This window comes from Pseudomonas sp. WS 5411 (assembly GCF_012985595.1).
Lineage (GTDB): Bacteria > Pseudomonadota > Gammaproteobacteria > Pseudomonadales > Pseudomonadaceae > Aquipseudomonas > Aquipseudomonas shahriarae.
This window is the reverse complement of sequence record NZ_JAARMC010000024.1, coordinates 1-16,057: the sequence shown is the minus strand read 5'-3', so window position 1 is coordinate 16,057 and position 16,057 is coordinate 1. Positions and strand designations below refer to the sequence as shown.

Below are 16,057 nucleotides of genomic sequence, written 5' to 3'. Positions count from 1 at the left end.
AATCAGGCTTAGGTCGGTGCCTGGCAACTGCTTAAATCAAAAGGGAGCACGCATGAGCAAATATCTGGTTTTGTTGTTGGTTGGCGCCGCAGGCGTTGCTCAGGCTCAATCGGTGTGCACTTACCCATGGTATCAATCGATCGATAAGATACTGCATACAACTGACGGACAAGGGCATGGGCCGGATATAGGCTCCGATGAATGGAAATCGGTGATCGAATTCAAATTAGGGGTTCGCGATGGGGCAGATGTCCCTGAACGAAGTTCCGATCAGTGGTGCCAATACATTGATCAGCATATCAATGGGAAGCAGGCGACCGGGGGCAGTACGGGGAAATCGTCGATAGTCAATGTGACACTTGGCCCTTCTTACGATTGCGCCAAGGTGAAGCCTGGTGCTATCGAAGCGATGATATGTGAGGACAAGGTGTTATCCGCGCTCGATCGCAATCTGTCGGAAGTATATGCCAGCGCGAGAATCAAGGCCGGCAACGAGCACCCACCCCAGCTTAAAGCAGAACAACGTGGATGGATAAAGGGTCGCGACGACTGCTGGAAGAGTGATGACGTCGGTGCATGCGTGCGCATGGAGTACCAGCGCCGCATCGCCGAGTTGCAAGCACGGTACCGATTGGTACCGGGAACCGGGCCTGTCTATTACGAATGCAAAGGCAACCCTGCCAGCGAAGTTGCTGTCATGTTCTTTAAAACCGATCCGCTGACATTAATCGCCGAGCGTGGCGACAGCGTATCGCTCATGTACCAGCAGCCAAGTGGCAGTGGCGTAAAGTACCTTGGACGCAATGAAACACTTTGGGAACATCAGACCGAAACTATAATCACTTGGGGATACGAGGCGCCCGAATTACATTGCAAAAGAAAGCTTTGAGCAACGACCCAGTCAGCTGGGTAATTGCATTTTGGCGAAGGCTAGTAAGTGGCCGGAGGCGGCTTTCGTGAACGGATTCAAACGGTCCAGAGTGTGTAAAAACGCATATGGACTCGCGGTGACGGTTACGCACCAGTTCGAAGACTGAACCGCCCCGGGTTTCGTAGACGCCCTTGGTGTCCGTTTTTGGCGGTTAGTGGATGTTTAGCCTCCTTAGTCTCGAGCACAACCCCATGTCCAATCGAGGAGAGGCATAGCGATAACGGCATCTTAAATTTCTCGAAAGACGGCAGGGTTGCGAAAGCGATCCGAAAAATTGCGGAAGCGATGACCAAATGGCAGACAATAAAAAACCCCGTAGACGTTAATCTACGGGGTTTCTAAGAGTGGAGACCGAGGTCGGAATCGAACCGGCGTAGGCGGATTTGCAATCCGACCGGAAAACGTAAGCGGGCTGTGGCCTGTAGGGGTATTTACTTCCGAAACCAACACAAAAAATCCCCTCTGGAGACCGCGTAGAATGCGCCCTATCTCCTTTATTTGGGAACTGATTTGCCCCTCCCCTGGCGTCCTGCCAAATGAATACATACCACCAAAAATCCAAAGATTATGAGCGCTTTCGCGCCAAACGCAGACAACCATCGTTATCAATACAAGAGACCCTATCCATCAGCACCCGCTCTGCTTAGTTCCCTGATTGAAGTGGTTGCGGAATGATCATTGTCCTTCGCAGCAATTTGTCGTACATCACGATGCCTGCGATGTGCTTGCAGTGCGGCGAGCTACTTCGAGATCACGCAGTTGAGCTTATGTAAGACCCGCCTTCCATCACTTGTTTGAGCAGCCCGAAGGGATACTCAACAGCCAGCTTTCGGTCGCCGCAGCTTGTGCGGCGCGCTGCTCAGTCGAAGCTCCATTTTTTCAATACTGCTTCGCGCGCCATTTCTGTCGATACTAATTCGGAAGCGCGTCTAAGTGAAACTCCGACAATCGCCGAACGCTTCGCCTCAGCGATTGTTTGGGCCATCGTCTCAGCGTGCCCATAAGTGAAGGAGAGCAAGACCTGGACCCTCATTGACATGGGGGTCTTTAGGGCGGGATCGACAGAAGCGGTTCCCGTTGCGATCGATATATTTACAATACGTCGATACGTAGCACGGTAGAGCCCCGGTAAGTTCCTGCGGTGGTTGGCGATTTAGTCAATTCGCCATCAATACGCACAATTGGGTCGGTTCCGGTTACATTTAGAACGGCCTCTCCCGTCAATGGAAATTTCAGTTGAACCTCCCCACTTCCACTCAACTGAACTCGCCCTCCATTAGAGATGGATAATTTGAGAGAAGCTTTTGAATCACAGTGGATGTAAACATTGGCCGTATCGGCCACCCGTGACCCAATGCGCCCCTGCATCATTATTTCGGTTGAGGGGCTTGTGCACGACACAGGTGGGGGTTTCGGAGCAGTGCTCACCTGCCCCTCAATCGCCCAGCCATTACCCTGCTGCGAGGCACAGTGGAATTGCCACTTTGCCACCCCGTTTCCATCATAGTAAATTATGTTCCCTACAAGGCGGCCGAACATCGAAATCGCTTGCGCAGCGTTACCGCAGGTAACCGGCTGGTACCATACAGTAGCCGTGCATTCCGGGTAGTGCCTCCCTGTTTGGTCAGTCCCGCACTGAGACATGACGCCATCTAAATCTTTGATCCAAAGAATGCCATGCGTCATTTGCATAAAACCATTAACGCGGGCGTTCGTAGCAGATACGGAAGTTATGAGATATCGGTTTCGACCGTCTGCTGTTGTACCAGCCGGTTGTAAGGCCAGAGTAGAGGCGAAGCAAGGCATCCAAGCCAGCGCGCCTAGAAGCAAGTACAGGGTGTATTGCGGCATCTGCATGGGGGTTCCTGTCGTTCTTTTGGAGGTAACTGGCGCTTATCGGTTCAGCCCAGATGAAGTTACGCTGCGGCCAGCGGCGCCAATGCTTGACCAGCAACAACTAGGCGGATCAACCCTGTTGCCGCCAGTCCCCTTCGTGGAGCTTGCTCGTAAAGTCGCAGCGGTTGTGCACGAGCCAGATTAAAAAATCTCGTGCGGTTATTTTACGCAGCGTCGCATTTGTCAACGCGTGCGATAAAGTCGGTTTATCACGGTGCTGAAGTATTAGAGTCAGCAAATGCTCCTTGCGAAAACTGCAGTAATAACTGCGAATATTGTGTGAACCTCAGGTGCCACATCTCCGCATTTGGAGGTGCGTGTCGGCGTCATTTTCCCAACCAGACATACGCCGCCAACCAGTCACTCTCAGCCTTACTCATAGTCCAGTCTAAAGGTGGCGATGGCGCTGAACGGCCCGCGCTCAATGGTCTTGTTGGCTATTGCCACCGGCTCGCCCTGCACAAAGGCCAGCATCGCTATGGAGTTGCTTCCGTTAACCAGCCGGACGGCTTCGCCAGGCTTATTCAGCGGTAGTTTCTGGCCACCCACGGTTTCCATGCCGATAGCAATCCCTTTAGCCTGACTGCCACCGTCAATCGCCAGCAACCCGGCCAGATGCGGGTTTTCAATACCGCTGAAGGTCACCTTGACTGTTTTACCAAGGCTCACATCGCACTCCATCAGGCGAATATCAAACGGCTGACTGCGGGTACGCTGGTTGGTATACAGGTCCTTATCTATCAGCGTGCCAAAGTCCAATGTCACGCTCTCGCCCCCTGGCGCAATCACACAAGGTTCTGCCACCAAGGCGCCATGTAGCCGAACATTCTCGGCCTGTGCCGCCTGGCTCAGCATCAACGCCAGCGGCAGCGCATGCAGGTACCTCTTACATGGGTTCATTGGTATACCGCCCGCAGGGTCGCAGTAGCCTCAAACGGCCCTTCTATCAGCGTTGCTCCGGCACGTTTGACCGGCACTGCCGAAAGAAAAGGCGGGCTTGTTAGCCTAATCGGAATGGGCTTGTTCAATTCAAAAGGCACGCCGTTTTGTTTGATCTGGATCGCCAAGTCAGTGACGTCACTGGTCACTGCCGCGATATCGTAATCCGCCGGGGTACCAATGATTTCCAGCGTCATGTCCCAAGCATTGGAGCTTGGGTCGCAGGTGATTTGATAATTCATCACTTGCTGATAGTTCACTCCATCTACCTTTTTCACACCCACCCGGTTACCAAAATTCACATCCACCTGACCTCCACTGTTGATGGTGCACGGCGGTGGCTCAATCAGGGTGCCGCGAAATCTCAGGTTATCTGACTCCCAGCCTGACGCGCTTTCGATGCCACTGACCAGTAACAGCAGAGTGCCTGCATAAAGCTTCATTACGTTATACCTGTTCACCGGTACTCCACCCTGATGATCGCCCCTGCAGAAAAGGCCCCGCCAGTAAGAGTGGCGCCAGGACGTTTGACTGGCACTGCATATAGTCGTGGCATGTACGGGTAAGTGAAGTCCTTGGACCTGTTGATCGGTAGCGCGTTTTCATCAGCCAATAGAGCAATGCCAAAATTGCTAACATTGGTCATCAATACGTCAGGGTTAAACGCCGCCCCCGTGCCATCTACCCGAATACTCATCGCGTTGGGTGCACCCACCGGGCAATCGACTGTGTACGGCACCTGCATTTTTTTATAGCTGCCATCTACGAGTTTGGTCTGCACGTCGTCGCCGAAGTTAACTTCAATAATATTATTGTTGTTAACCTTGCACGGCTCAGCATTGAGGATCACCGTCACATTGATTGTGCTCGATGAGGTCGCCATGACTGGTTTAGCGGTAGCTCCCAATACGGCCAGAGCAACGCACAGTGCACAACGCGCAAGCCGGCGTGATGTTTCGGTGGCCATACTGCTCCCGTTACTCATAGTGTGTTTGGCTCCTTCATTACGTCATGACACCACTACACCGACGATCAATTTGGCTTGACGGGCTTGGCCTTGCAGTCGTTACCGCTGCAAGTGAATTGCAGTTGGGGGCGACCACCGTAGTCATTGACATAAGTCAGCACGGGCGTCGGGCCCAACGCGGAAACACTCAGATTCAGCATTTCCTTCCCCCTTGGCGCCACCATAATCGGCTCAAACCCCTCCGCGCCGGAGTTGCCGGGTTTGTTGCCCGCGTCCACTATCGTCACGTAATACGGCGTTGGGTTATTCACTTGATATTTGTTGCCCTGCTTGCTTAGTGTCAGTTGTTCCTCCCAGGGCACCATGCCCATGGTTGCGCCCAGTGCTTTTGGCCGATAAAACAGCTTGATGCGCGTCTGCAGTGCCAGTTGCAAGCTATTGGGTTTTTCGCTCTTTGGCGGGATTTCACGCAGATTGAAATAGAACAGCGTCTCGCGGTCCTGTACTAACAAATTGGCGGCAGGCAGTGCCTGTACCTTGATCTGGCTTTTGGCCCCTGGCTCTAGCCGCTGCAGGGGGGGGAGAACAGTCAAAGGGCTGGTAATCTTATTACCCTGCTCATCTTCCACCCAGCCTTGCGCCAAGTAAGGCAGAGTCTTGTTTTCGTTGCTGATACTGAGGCTGATGGACTTTTCACCTCCGTTAAATACCGCCCGGGTACGGTCCAGCGCTACGGCCGCCTGCACCTGTTGCAGGCCCAACACGCTTAACAAGAACCCGCCAGCCACGCGAAAAAGAGGATTACTCTGAATGTTCATCTTTTGTTACTCACCGTTTTGTATCTGTATAAATTTCAAAGGCAGACCTCTGAAGAGAGCTTCACACTGGCCTGCCACATGGGCTACTGGCGTCTTTGCCGTTCGGGTCAACCTGACGCTTTTTTTGGCGAATCGTTGGCGGGTAGACGTGCGCATGCCAATACCAGTTCTGCCATATCGACCTCGGATATCTGCTCTGGAATTTGCAGTGCACACTGCGCCCGGCCATTCCAATGCACACTCATTTCCCCGCCAGGGTTGATACCACTGAGGTAGACGCTGCCTTCGTCGCTGACGATGCCCACATCCTGATCTTTGTTGTTTTTCACCGTGGCACCAAAGGGTGCGGCTGAACCGTCGACAAGCTTGATCACCACCATCGCCTTCTCTCCGGCCACTACTTCAAACCGCCGGTATCCAATAGCGCCTTCGGTCAGAGTGGCCTGCGTCACCGAGCGCCCCACGTCGGCGTTTTCCGGCAACTTGTTAACGTCAATGCTCAGCTGATTTCGGTGATAACTGTTCACGTCGGTGACTACCGCTTTGCCAAATCGGTTAGTGCGAATGGCTTTGCCATATCCAGAGATTGGGATGTCCCCTACACCATCGGTATCGACCAGGACTCGGGTACCACCGATCATGTTCGAGCGGTGCATCGCCGCCCCCTTCGCGGTGGCGGTCGCCCCGCCCTGCAGCGACATACCGACTGAGGAATAACGCCCCTCTTGGTAGCTGGTATTGGCATTGACCCGGGCTAGGGTTCCGTCATGGGTGTAGAAAGCACTGGCGGTGGCTCCGTCACTGTTTTTGCCACCATTGAGCTGATAACTGTCGCCATTTTCGAGACGATCGTAGTAGCCCACCTGATGACTGTTTGCATCACGATCGAAGCTGCCGCTGTAGCTGACAGAACTGCTACCGCCACCAAGTGGCATTGAGAGCGAAAGATACATGCCGTCATCATTGGAGCCGTTGTACTTATTGCGGTACGCCGTAAGCGACAGGCTTACCGCCCTGAACTGACCGACGTTGAAGCTCTTGGATAGGGTAAATGTGTATCGGTCGCTGGCTTTCGTGTCCCAGTAGGTCTGGTGGTCGTAGTTGAGGTAGGTGCTCAACCCGCTGTCGCTGAAGTTCTGCCTGAAACTGACGCGGTATAACTCTTTGCTGTTTTCGTTACGTGTGCCGAAATTACGGGCATCCAAATAATCACTCATCGACATGTAGTCTTTCTCGGAGAAGCGATAGCCCGCAAACGTCACCTGACTGTCGTACGCGTCAAAGTTTTTTGAATAGCGCAGTCGGTAAGAGTTACCGCTCAGAGTGTTTTTGTCCGTTTGAGGCAGGCGGACCCGCGACTGGGTAATGTCAAATGACAATGCCCCAAACGTCATCAGATCACGCCCTACCCCTAGGGCAAGGGCTTTGTAATCACCACCTTCAACACCGCCGCCGTAAAGGGACCAGCCGTTGCTCACCCCCCACGAAGCCTCACCGGTGATGAACATTGGCCCTTCAGTATTATGGCTAAAGTCCGAGGGACGACCGCTGCTAACCTTGTAACGTACAGACCCCGGCCTTGTCAGGTAGGGAACGCTGGCAGTTTCGACAGTGAACGACTGCACGCCGCCATCTTGTTCTTCTACCCGCACATCCAATTGTCCGGATACTGCATCATAGATGTCTTGAATGCGGAAAGGCCCTGAGGCGACCTGGGTTTCATACAGCACCCGACCTTGCTGGCTGATCACCACTTTGGCATTGGTTCGCGCCACGCCAGCAACTTCTGGGGCATAACCCCGCAGGTTAGGCGGCAGCATACTGTCATCAGTGACGAGGCTGACGCCGGTAAAGCGAAAACTGTCAAAGATGTCCGAATACAAGAAGTTCTCACCCAGGGAAAATTGGGCCCCTAGGGACGGTATTGCCCTGTAGGCGTAGTAACGGCTCCAGTCCCAACTATTGCCTGCTCCCTGACCATTGCTCCGATGTTCCAGCCGCGCTTGCCAGTCGGCACGCAGCCGCCAGGCACCCATGTTGCCCCCCACTGTGCCGTTGCCGCTCAGGTTGTAAGAGGCCCCACCGCCATGTTCCTGCCGCTGGTTTTGTCCGTTCATGTAATAGTCAACGAACACCCCGGGGATACCTTCCTCCCATCGCGACGGTGGATCCCAAGTGTCTGCAGCGTATTCCAGATAGGCCTGCGGTACGCTCACCATCAGGCTGGAAGTGCCTAGCTCTGCACGTGCGACTGCACCTGGCAGACTATCCAATAACAGGCATTGCCCCTGGTGCCACCATGTGAGTTTTTTGCTGATGTTCGGTTTTAAACCGATCTGATCGACCAAAGCCGGACCGAGGCAGACCACACTCTCCTTGGCATCCCGTTCTGATGGATAAAAAACCACCGACTGCTCAGGCAGCGCCTGCCTGTTAATTCGCACAAGCATCGTATAATCGCCCGGCATGATGTATGCGCCACTGGAAAATTGGCTCAAATCAATATTTTCACGATCTTTAATATCTATAACATCAATATTGAATTCTACTTCCTGCGCGCTGGCGTGATACCCAGCGCCGCTGAGTGCACAAGTTATGGAAACGCCCAATACGCGCGAACGAAAAGGTACAAGTGCCCATTTCGGCACACTCACGACTGAAGAGTCCATATCATTTATATTCACACCACGGAACATGCCAACTACTAGCAAGACATGACTTTCACCCACTCATCACCTACGAAAAAGCACCGGACTTAATTAAACGCCTTTAATCGCAACTTCTGTTGATTGCCGAGTAAATGCCGAGAGCCATTCAACCGTCGCTCCCCTGCCAATCCGTATAGCTGGTCAAGTTATTATTCATAACGTAATGCATGTGGGATACACCCACATGCATAGCAAAGCCGGTATTAGTTGTAGGTCAACATGAAGTTGGCTACACTGCTGAATTCACCCGGCACGATCGTATCTGCCGCGCCACCATTACCTTTCAGGTAAGCACTGAACGAAAGAATGGCTTCGGATGCCCCGACACTGAGCAATTGACCAGCGCTGGCAGTACCAAGTGCGATCGAAGCACCATTACCATCGGTCAGCGCAATGCCAGCACCGCTGGCATCACCGGTAATACCGAGCAAACCACCTTCACCTGCCGCACCGTTAAAGGTCGTTTTTACAGTTTTAGCGACATCAATGCTGCAGTTTTCGAGGCGAATTTCAAAAGGTTTTGGAACGGAATTACCACCATCTACCAGTGCCACGCTAGAGACAGCACCCAACTCGATTGCCTGGTCAGCAGAGTTCGGATCAATAGAACATGGCGCATCAATAATAGAACCGGTAAAACGGACTACGCCGTTGCCTTCATCTGCAGCCTGCACACTGGTAATAGTACCGAGCAATACTGCGGCCGCCAGAACGAGCTTATTAAACTTCATACGAACTGTTATCCTTATTTATAACAAATCAAAAGTTTCGACCACACACCTATTAAAAGACTCACAAATAGATGCCAACCCCACAATAGAGGTAATCAATGGCAAGCGGTCGAGCTCAGATATATCTATATCGTTGAGCTGATTTTATTATAGGGCCGAGACACTTAGAAGCAACCAAGGAGACTCTTGAAGAGAGGCAAGAAATTTCTTGTTTGGTGTAGAGAGCGTCTGCCCCTAGTAGCTATTAAAGCACCGAGCATTCTGTATTGAGGGAATTTAAAAGTATTAACTCATGCAGCTCGCTTGAACGAAGTGGTGTCTGCAGAACGCCCCGCAGCGGTACACGATGAGCTTTCGCCCATAAGATCATTTTTTTACGCTGCTGAGAGTTCACATCAGCAACTGCAATGATTGAAACGATCGCATTGTGCTTAACAAGCATCTGTAAGTGGTCAGCATCTTTTCCGAGGTCAAACCCATCGTAGACCAGGTACTCGAAGCACGCCCCTGTCGCCAGAAGGTCCGCTACCTCCTGGATTCGGGCGCACAACCTAACCGAGAAATACCCCAGCTCGTTGAGAGCTCCCGCATAACCAAAAAGCGAACCGGAACTTTTGCTCAGCACCACTACGTGGCTTCTACCCTTACGCACGCCGTGCTCCTAGTAAAAGCGAGAAAGTTAGCGCTCACTGCTTAATCGTCATACGAGATTTTTCTTATTATTTTGTAGATTGGTCTTGATTTTCACAAAAAGCCAGACATCCTCTTGAGAGAAAAGCCTTGCCATTATGCGAGAACATTCTCGCTCGCGACCGGCATAGATCTTGGCTCCAGCAGGTCTACCTCCTGCAATAATGACTACTAAACCAGAAAGAGGCCCGGGACGGCCGCCCAGAAAAAACAAAACCTCAGCCCAGCCTTGTTTAGGCTGCGGCCATAGGGATGTGGCTATAGCTGTCTTCCAGACCCATGCCTAAATGCGAGCCAAGACTAATGAGTAAAAAAGTATTGATCGTCGATGATCATCCGTTGATCTGCTCGGCAATCCGCAGCGCTCTAGACGAGATCGGTTACGAGACTGTAGGCGAGACAGCCGATGGTGTTGATGCCTTACAAATGATCAAGGCCCTCCAGCCAGACATTGTGATTCTGGATATAGGCCTTGAAAAAATAGACGGGCTCACAGTATTGCAGCGAATCTCCCGTGAAAAGCTCGATACCCGGGTGCTCGTATTCACGTCTCAGACGAAGGACACCTATGCCACACGTTGCTTTCACGCTGGGGCGAGTGGCTTTGTGAGCAAGCTCGAACCCATTACCCAGCTGATCAAGGCGATCAAAACCATCGCGGATGGTTACGTGTTGTTTCCAAAAAGCGCCATGCCGATTTACTCTGGCGCAGTCCAAGAAGGGGCGGGAGGTGATTTGCAGAATCTTACTGATCGCGAGATGCAGGTTCTAAAGTTGCTGGCTGAAGGGTACTCCAATCGTGATATCGCAGCTAAGCTTAGCCTCAGCAGCAAAACAGTCAGTGGCCACAAGGTCAACCTTATGACTAAGCTCAGCGTGACCTCATTGGTCGAACTGGCCGACATCGCCAAGCAACGCAACCTCATTTGACATTGAATTGAAATCGACAATCTCCCGACTCAGTGTCCTCGCCTACCTCGCGGTATTGTGTTGCCTGCCGGCTGGGGCTGAGATGGGCGATCTGCGGCCCATCGCACGACAACAGCTCGATGGTGTGAAAGTTCGGCCCAACGATGTCGAGCGGGCCTGGCTTGGGCAAAAGCAAACGTTGATAGTCGGCGTGACCAGCGACTCCCTACCACCGTACCGCATCTTTAGTGAGCATGGGAGCTTTGAAGGACTCACAGCCGATTACTTGGCAGCTTTGCAGCAAGAGCTTGCGATCGAGATAAAGGTGCGTCCGTTCGCTACGTCCGCCGCCGCCTTTGAAGCCCTGCGCCAACGGCAGGTAGATCTAGTAGCCAACGCCACCCCCCAAGAGGCCAGCGATTTCGGTGTACAACTGACGCCACCTTACGGACAGTCGGAGCTTGCCCTCTTCGCTGACGCAGGAGATCTCCACGAATACAGCATCAATGATCCCCATCTGCGCATCGCCGTAGCCAGCAGGGCTGCTCTCTCGTTGTACAAGGCCAACGGCAGCCAAGGGACTTTTAACATGTATGCTACCCCTCTTGCCGCGATGGCCTCGGTGTTAACTGGCGATAATGACGCATACCTGGGCGACACCCTCTCTACCTACTACCTATCCAGCCAGCTATTTAGTGTTCAGTTTGAAATCAACCAAAGCACACGCCTGCCAAAGGTCAACATTGCTTTTGCCATTGCCGCAAACAACCCATCGCTAGCCGGCCTTCTCGAGCGTGGATTGGGCAGCATCACGCCCCGCCAAATGACCGAGGCCCAGTATTTCTGGGGCGACTTTGAGAGTGGTGATTATAGTGATTTTCGCGTCCACCTCACCAACGCTGAACGTACCTGGATAAACAACACCGGGGTAGTCAACCTGGCGATCAGTGAGGATCTTGCTCCTTACGCTTTTTTCAACAGCAATGGTCGCTTGAATGGTATTGCCTCAGATCTCCTGGGCATTATTCGGCGCAAGACTGACATCCACCTCAATATTATCCGCGTCCGATCGCTGAGCGAAGTCAGCGCCTTGCTGGACAACGGTAACGCAAACATTGGTATTCTGACAGCGGCCAGTAAGGCTTCAGCGCCTTATCTGCTTACCCGGGCTATGGCCGTCGCACCCTACCTTTTCGTTATGCGGCAAAACAATCAGGTGCCCCTTGAGGCAGATAGCACTGCATCCGTCGCAGTTGCAAAAGGCTATATGCATAGTGCAATGCTTGCCCGGCAATATCCCCATGTGCGGATCGAGAACACTGAAACCATGGGCGAGGCATTCAAACTTGTCCGTGAGGGTACAGCCGACTTTGTTCTCGCGCCGGCCAACGTAGCGCGCTACTACCTCTCCTACAAATACGAATCCAGCCTGAAAATCGGCGGCATCCTCAATGTTGAGGATGCGAAGATCGTCTTCGCCGCCCCTGGAAACCAACCGGAGCTGATATCGATCTTCAACAAGGCAATGATTGAAATCCCTCCGCGGAAGAATCTACAAATCATTGGTCGCTGGCGTGCCAACTCTGCAACCGATGACAAATACTGGGAGGGTATCGCCTCCTATATCTGGCGATCCTTCGAGGTTTTGGGCGCCCTGCTTCTGGTGACCAGCCTGCTGATAGTTGTTCAACGTCGCCGCATAGCGGCTAAACGCCGGGACCTTGAACAACGACAATTACTGTTAGACGAGCTGCAGATTGCCAAGGAGTCCGCCGAAAAGGCAAGCCGGAGCAAATCTGTGTTCCTGGCAACTATGAGCCACGAGATCCGCACTCCTCTCAACGCCATCATCGGTATGTTGGAATTGGCGCTCATTCGCAAGGATAACGCCGAGCTCAACGCTCAGTCCCTGCACATCGCCTACGAATCGTCTACCCATCTGCTAGCGTTGATCGGCGCCATCCTAGACATATCGCGCATAGAGTCAGGAAAGCTGACCCTATCGCCTGAACCAACCCGCATCAGGGATCTACTGGAAACGACAACCAATGTATTTTCCGGTTTGGCTCGACAGAAGGGCTTGCACCTGCACCTGGATATAGCTCCATTGGCCACTGAACTGGTTTGGGTTGATGCGTTGAAGGTCAAACAAATCATCTCCAATCTCATGAGCAATGCGATCAAATTCACTGAGCAGGGCGGCGTAAATATTCGTTGCCAAGTAACACCAGTGAACAAGATATCTCTACAGGTTCTCATCTGCGTCAGCGATACCGGAGTAGGAATTCCCGCAGCAAAGATTGATCAGATATTTAAACCGTTCTATATCACGAGTGATGCGATCGGTGATCCCAATGCTGGAGCCGGCCTGGGCCTGGCGATTTGTAAGGAGCTGAGCAACTTTATGGGTGGGCATCTCGAGGTCGAGAGTGATACGAAGTCCGGCACTCGGATGACATTCAGCATAGTCCTTGATTGCGTCAGAGCTGAGAGCCACATAGCGCCCACTATTTCTGGATCGACTACGGATAAGTGCGGGGATGCGGCGTTGACTGTTCTGATTGTCGAAGACCACCTACCGAGCCAATACCTCTTGTACCAGCAACTCTCCTACCTGGGTCATAACGTGGTTACCGCCAGCAATGGCCTGGAAGGCCTGGCAATGTGGCAAGAGAATGAAATCGACATTGTGCTCACCGACGTCAACATGCCGCAGATGACTGGTCTCGAAATGACCCAAAGCATCCGACGGTTGGAGCAATCCCGAGGCTGTCGCCCGTGCATCATCATTGGACTGACTGCCGACGCCCAACGCGAAGCGATTGAGCGCTGCCTGGCCTCCGGCACGGACTATGCGCTGACCAAGCCGATCACACTGCCCGACCTTAACCGCTGGATTCCCAAGCTTGAGGCAGATCAGCAGAAACTCAATAACTCTCCGTCGTTAATGAGCTCTATCCACGCGTCTATGGTCGAACAAGTGATCGAAAGCAATGATAGCGAACGCATAATCTTGCAACAGTCATTGAAGAAAGAAGACCTGAATGAAATGGAGCGCGTAGCGCACAAGCTCAAAGGGACTGCGTACCTGCTGAACCACTCAGGCTTTCTGGAGCAATGCGTCGAGGTCGAAGAATTGTGCGCGGAGGGAATTATGTCCGTCGATATACGTCAAAGCGTCGCAGATCTGATTCAGTCATTGGAGACAATCAATGAGTCACTGCGCCCGAACTAATTACCCGAACGCCAAGCAAGGAATATCTGCACGCCACTCCAGACAAATCTCGGCTTAAACCCAGACTAGCCTCTCAGGTCACCAGGGTGAGTTCACGTAGGCTTTGGGGCATCTAAATTCAGGCCACCCCAATGCCCAAAAGCTCCTCGCTCGCTCTCATATCGAGCGCCACATACCAACGACAGCAGGCTCAGCCAGGGCAGTCGAACAATTTAAGTGTATCGAAGACATTAGCCAAACTACCCAGTGCCGATGATGTGCAATTGGGTCTACGGCGACGAGAGTTCGTTGCGTACGTGCAACCCAAATTCGATTTACGCACTGGCCAAGTCAACTCGACTGAGGTGTTAGCTCGCTGGCATCACCCGCTTTACGGTGTGCTGAGCCCAGCAACCTTCATCTCGGTGATGGCACGTGAAAAATGGCTCGACACGCTATTTTTCGAACTTCTGGAACAGAGTCTTACCTATCAGATCAAACTTCACGACCAAGGCAGACTCATAGGGATGGCATTCAATCTGTCCCTTAGTCAATTAATGAACGATACACTCATTGATCGCTTGGAGACTCGCCTGCACCAGCACCCTTTGCCACTTTCTTCGCTCACCTTGGAAATCACTGAGGACGGTCCTGGCGTTGTCTGCTCTACCAGTGTGGAGCAGCTAAATCGTCTGCGCCTGTTGGGCATTTGCCTATCGATTGATGACTTCGGCACAGGCTATTCGTCACTCTTACGTCTATGCCAGGCACCGTTTAGCGAAATCAAACTGGCCGCAGAGTTCACCCGATTTATTGGCGGGCCCAGCCACTACCGTGTAGTCATTCGCAATACTCTGGCGCTGGCCACAGACCTAGGCATGCAACTGGTAGTCGAGGGTATTGAAACCGTAGCGCAGCACGATCACCTTTGTGAGATGGGGGCGCGAATTGGTCAGGGCTTTCTGTGTGCTAGGCCGATGGAGGTCGATGTGTTTGAAGGGTGGATACAAAACCCATACCCATATTCTCAGGCATCTTCAGCAAATTGAAGCACTAAACCGGTAAAACACTTTTCGACTATCTGATCTACCGACGGGATAGTATGCCAGTGGTATTGGCTCCAGGAGTGCGTGATCACTTCGTGACCATGACCGCCGAGAGCGCCGGCTGTATGGTGGACGTTCACGACCGGCGGCACGTGGTGCTAACGCCTGAGCTGGCCAGGGAATGTCTGGACCCGGCCACGCCCAAGGAGCGTGCCGAGCAGATGGTGTTGCACCAGGGCGAACCGGCCGAGGCTTTCGAATGGTTTAAGATCGACACAGCTGTGGGCAACGTTAGGAACAAGGGGCCAGAGCTGATCCGACCAATCGGTTGGCAGATCAACTAAAACGCTAGGACGGGTGTCTCTTTCGAGACGCCCGCGCTCAACTGGTGACTAACCTTCCCAAAGTCTGCAGCTACGGATTAACTGTCAGCGTCGGTGCGCCCACCCTCAGGGAAACCACAGTGCAGTTGCCGCTCAGCGACTGGTTCGCACTGCTGAGGGCTTTGGTAGCAGGATCCCAGCTTAACTGGATGGTGGTTGGACCGCAGTTGGTGGTCGGGACGAATGGGATCTTATAGATGACATTGGTCATAGTCCCGGTGGTAAGAGACTCAGCAGTCAGTACCCATGGAGAGACGATGACAACAGGCTGCATGAAACACAGGCCGCTCCCGGTAGTGTTTACGGTGTAGATCATGGCCACGCCACCGATAACTCTGCCAGTGAAGGTAATGCCACAAGTTACCGCAGCACCAAAGGAGGAAGGTGATTTAACGACAATAGAGCCGGGGTCGGTGGTGAAGGGCCCTTCCGGACTGATCGTCACTGCGCTGGCCATCGAAGCGACTACAGAACATAGCGCGAAAGAAGTTGCACAAACGAGGGGTTTAAAGCTTTTCATTGTTTTTCCTCACATGTATGGCGAATCATTTCGCCGGGCAGCAAGCCGTCTCTGTTGCCGTCAGTCCAGAGCGGTCCTTACCGATTTTGGCAAGCGCTTCGTTGTATTCGTTGGCGTCTTTCACGCCAATTTTATGAAGCTCGTTTAGGGCAAAAGCGATTACCGAGAGAAGGGTCCGATGAATCGCCCCGGGTTTCGTAGACACCTCCATGCCTTAAACTGAGGCCAATCAGGAGGTGCCATGAGCAACCCACGTTATCCCGAAGAATTCAAAATCCAAGCGGTCAATCAAGTGACCGAAAAGA

The 16,057-nt window shown here is 52.7% G+C and carries 13 protein-coding genes and 1 pseudogene; 5 read left to right on the top strand and 9 right to left on the bottom strand.

All coding sequences use genetic code 11. The annotated features are described in order from the left end of the window. Nucleotides 1–52: 52 nt before the first annotated feature. Nucleotides 53–889: an MliC family protein gene (locus tag HBR93_RS22795; RefSeq protein ID WP_169961136.1), complete on the top strand. Its 837-nt coding sequence runs from the start codon at nucleotides 53–55 to the stop codon at nucleotides 887–889. A 1,134-nt stretch (nucleotides 890–2,023) separates the two neighbouring features. Here the strand turns inward: HBR93_RS22795 and HBR93_RS22790 are convergent. The 8 genes from HBR93_RS22790 to HBR93_RS22755 form a co-directional block, all read right to left on the bottom strand. Then, entirely contained in the window at nucleotides 2,024–2,788 is a 765-nt protein-coding gene (locus tag HBR93_RS22790; protein WP_169961135.1) for a hypothetical protein, read from the bottom strand. A gap of 411 nt (nucleotides 2,789–3,199) precedes the next feature. After that, the gene (locus tag HBR93_RS22785) at nucleotides 3,200–3,682 is read right to left on the bottom strand and encodes a fimbrial protein (RefSeq protein WP_262377365.1); all 483 of its coding nucleotides are present in this window, start codon (nucleotides 3,680–3,682) and stop codon (nucleotides 3,200–3,202) included. 41 nt (nucleotides 3,683–3,723) lie between these two features. Then, nucleotides 3,724–4,209 carry a fimbrial protein gene (locus tag HBR93_RS22780; RefSeq protein WP_169961133.1) on the bottom strand — a complete coding sequence of 162 codons (486 nt, stop codon included), beginning with the start codon at nucleotides 4,207–4,209 and terminating at the stop codon, nucleotides 3,724–3,726. Between the two features lie 14 nt (nucleotides 4,210–4,223). After that, nucleotides 4,224–4,733: a fimbrial protein gene (locus HBR93_RS22775; protein ID WP_169961132.1), complete on the bottom strand. Its 510-nt coding sequence runs from the start codon at nucleotides 4,731–4,733 to the stop codon at nucleotides 4,224–4,226. A gap of 65 nt (nucleotides 4,734–4,798) precedes the next feature. Next, nucleotides 4,799–5,551 carry a fimbria/pilus periplasmic chaperone gene (locus HBR93_RS22770; RefSeq protein ID WP_169961131.1) on the bottom strand — a complete coding sequence of 251 codons (753 nt, stop codon included), beginning with the start codon at nucleotides 5,549–5,551 and terminating at the stop codon, nucleotides 4,799–4,801. A gap of 107 nt (nucleotides 5,552–5,658) precedes the next feature. Next, nucleotides 5,659–8,247, bottom strand: a complete 2,589-nt coding sequence (locus tag HBR93_RS22765; protein WP_262377364.1) for an outer membrane usher protein — start codon at nucleotides 8,245–8,247, stop codon at nucleotides 5,659–5,661. A 215-nt stretch (nucleotides 8,248–8,462) separates the two neighbouring features. Then, entirely contained in the window at nucleotides 8,463–8,990 is a 528-nt protein-coding gene (locus tag HBR93_RS22760) for a fimbrial protein (protein ID WP_169961130.1), read from the bottom strand. Nucleotides 8,991–9,234: 244 nt separating this feature from the next. Next, nucleotides 9,235–9,642, bottom strand: a complete 408-nt coding sequence (locus HBR93_RS22755) for a hypothetical protein (protein WP_169961129.1) — start codon at nucleotides 9,640–9,642, stop codon at nucleotides 9,235–9,237. A 341-nt stretch (nucleotides 9,643–9,983) separates the two neighbouring features. On the opposite strand from HBR93_RS22755, the gene HBR93_RS22750 reads away from it, so the two are divergent. The 4 genes and pseudogenes from HBR93_RS22750 to HBR93_RS22735 form a co-directional block, all read left to right on the top strand. After that, nucleotides 9,984–10,610: a response regulator transcription factor gene (locus HBR93_RS22750; RefSeq protein WP_169961128.1), complete on the top strand. Its 627-nt coding sequence runs from the start codon at nucleotides 9,984–9,986 to the stop codon at nucleotides 10,608–10,610. A gap of 82 nt (nucleotides 10,611–10,692) precedes the next feature. Next, entirely contained in the window at nucleotides 10,693–13,824 is a 3,132-nt protein-coding gene (locus HBR93_RS22745; protein WP_262377363.1) for a transporter substrate-binding domain-containing protein, read from the top strand. A gap of 131 nt (nucleotides 13,825–13,955) precedes the next feature. Continuing rightward, complete coding sequence (locus HBR93_RS22740; protein WP_169961127.1) at nucleotides 13,956–14,852, top strand: EAL domain-containing protein; 897 nt, start codon at nucleotides 13,956–13,958, stop codon at nucleotides 14,850–14,852. 29 nt (nucleotides 14,853–14,881) lie between these two features. Next, a pseudogene (locus HBR93_RS22735) lies at nucleotides 14,882–15,193 on the top strand (SOS response-associated peptidase family protein); the annotation flags it as partial. 70 nt (nucleotides 15,194–15,263) lie between these two features. Here HBR93_RS22735 and praB read toward each other — a convergent pair. Beyond that, the gene (praB, locus tag HBR93_RS22730) at nucleotides 15,264–15,752 is read right to left on the bottom strand and encodes an alkane oxidation protein activator PraB (protein WP_169961126.1); all 489 of its coding nucleotides are present in this window, start codon (nucleotides 15,750–15,752) and stop codon (nucleotides 15,264–15,266) included. Between the last annotated feature and the right edge of the window lie 305 nt (nucleotides 15,753–16,057).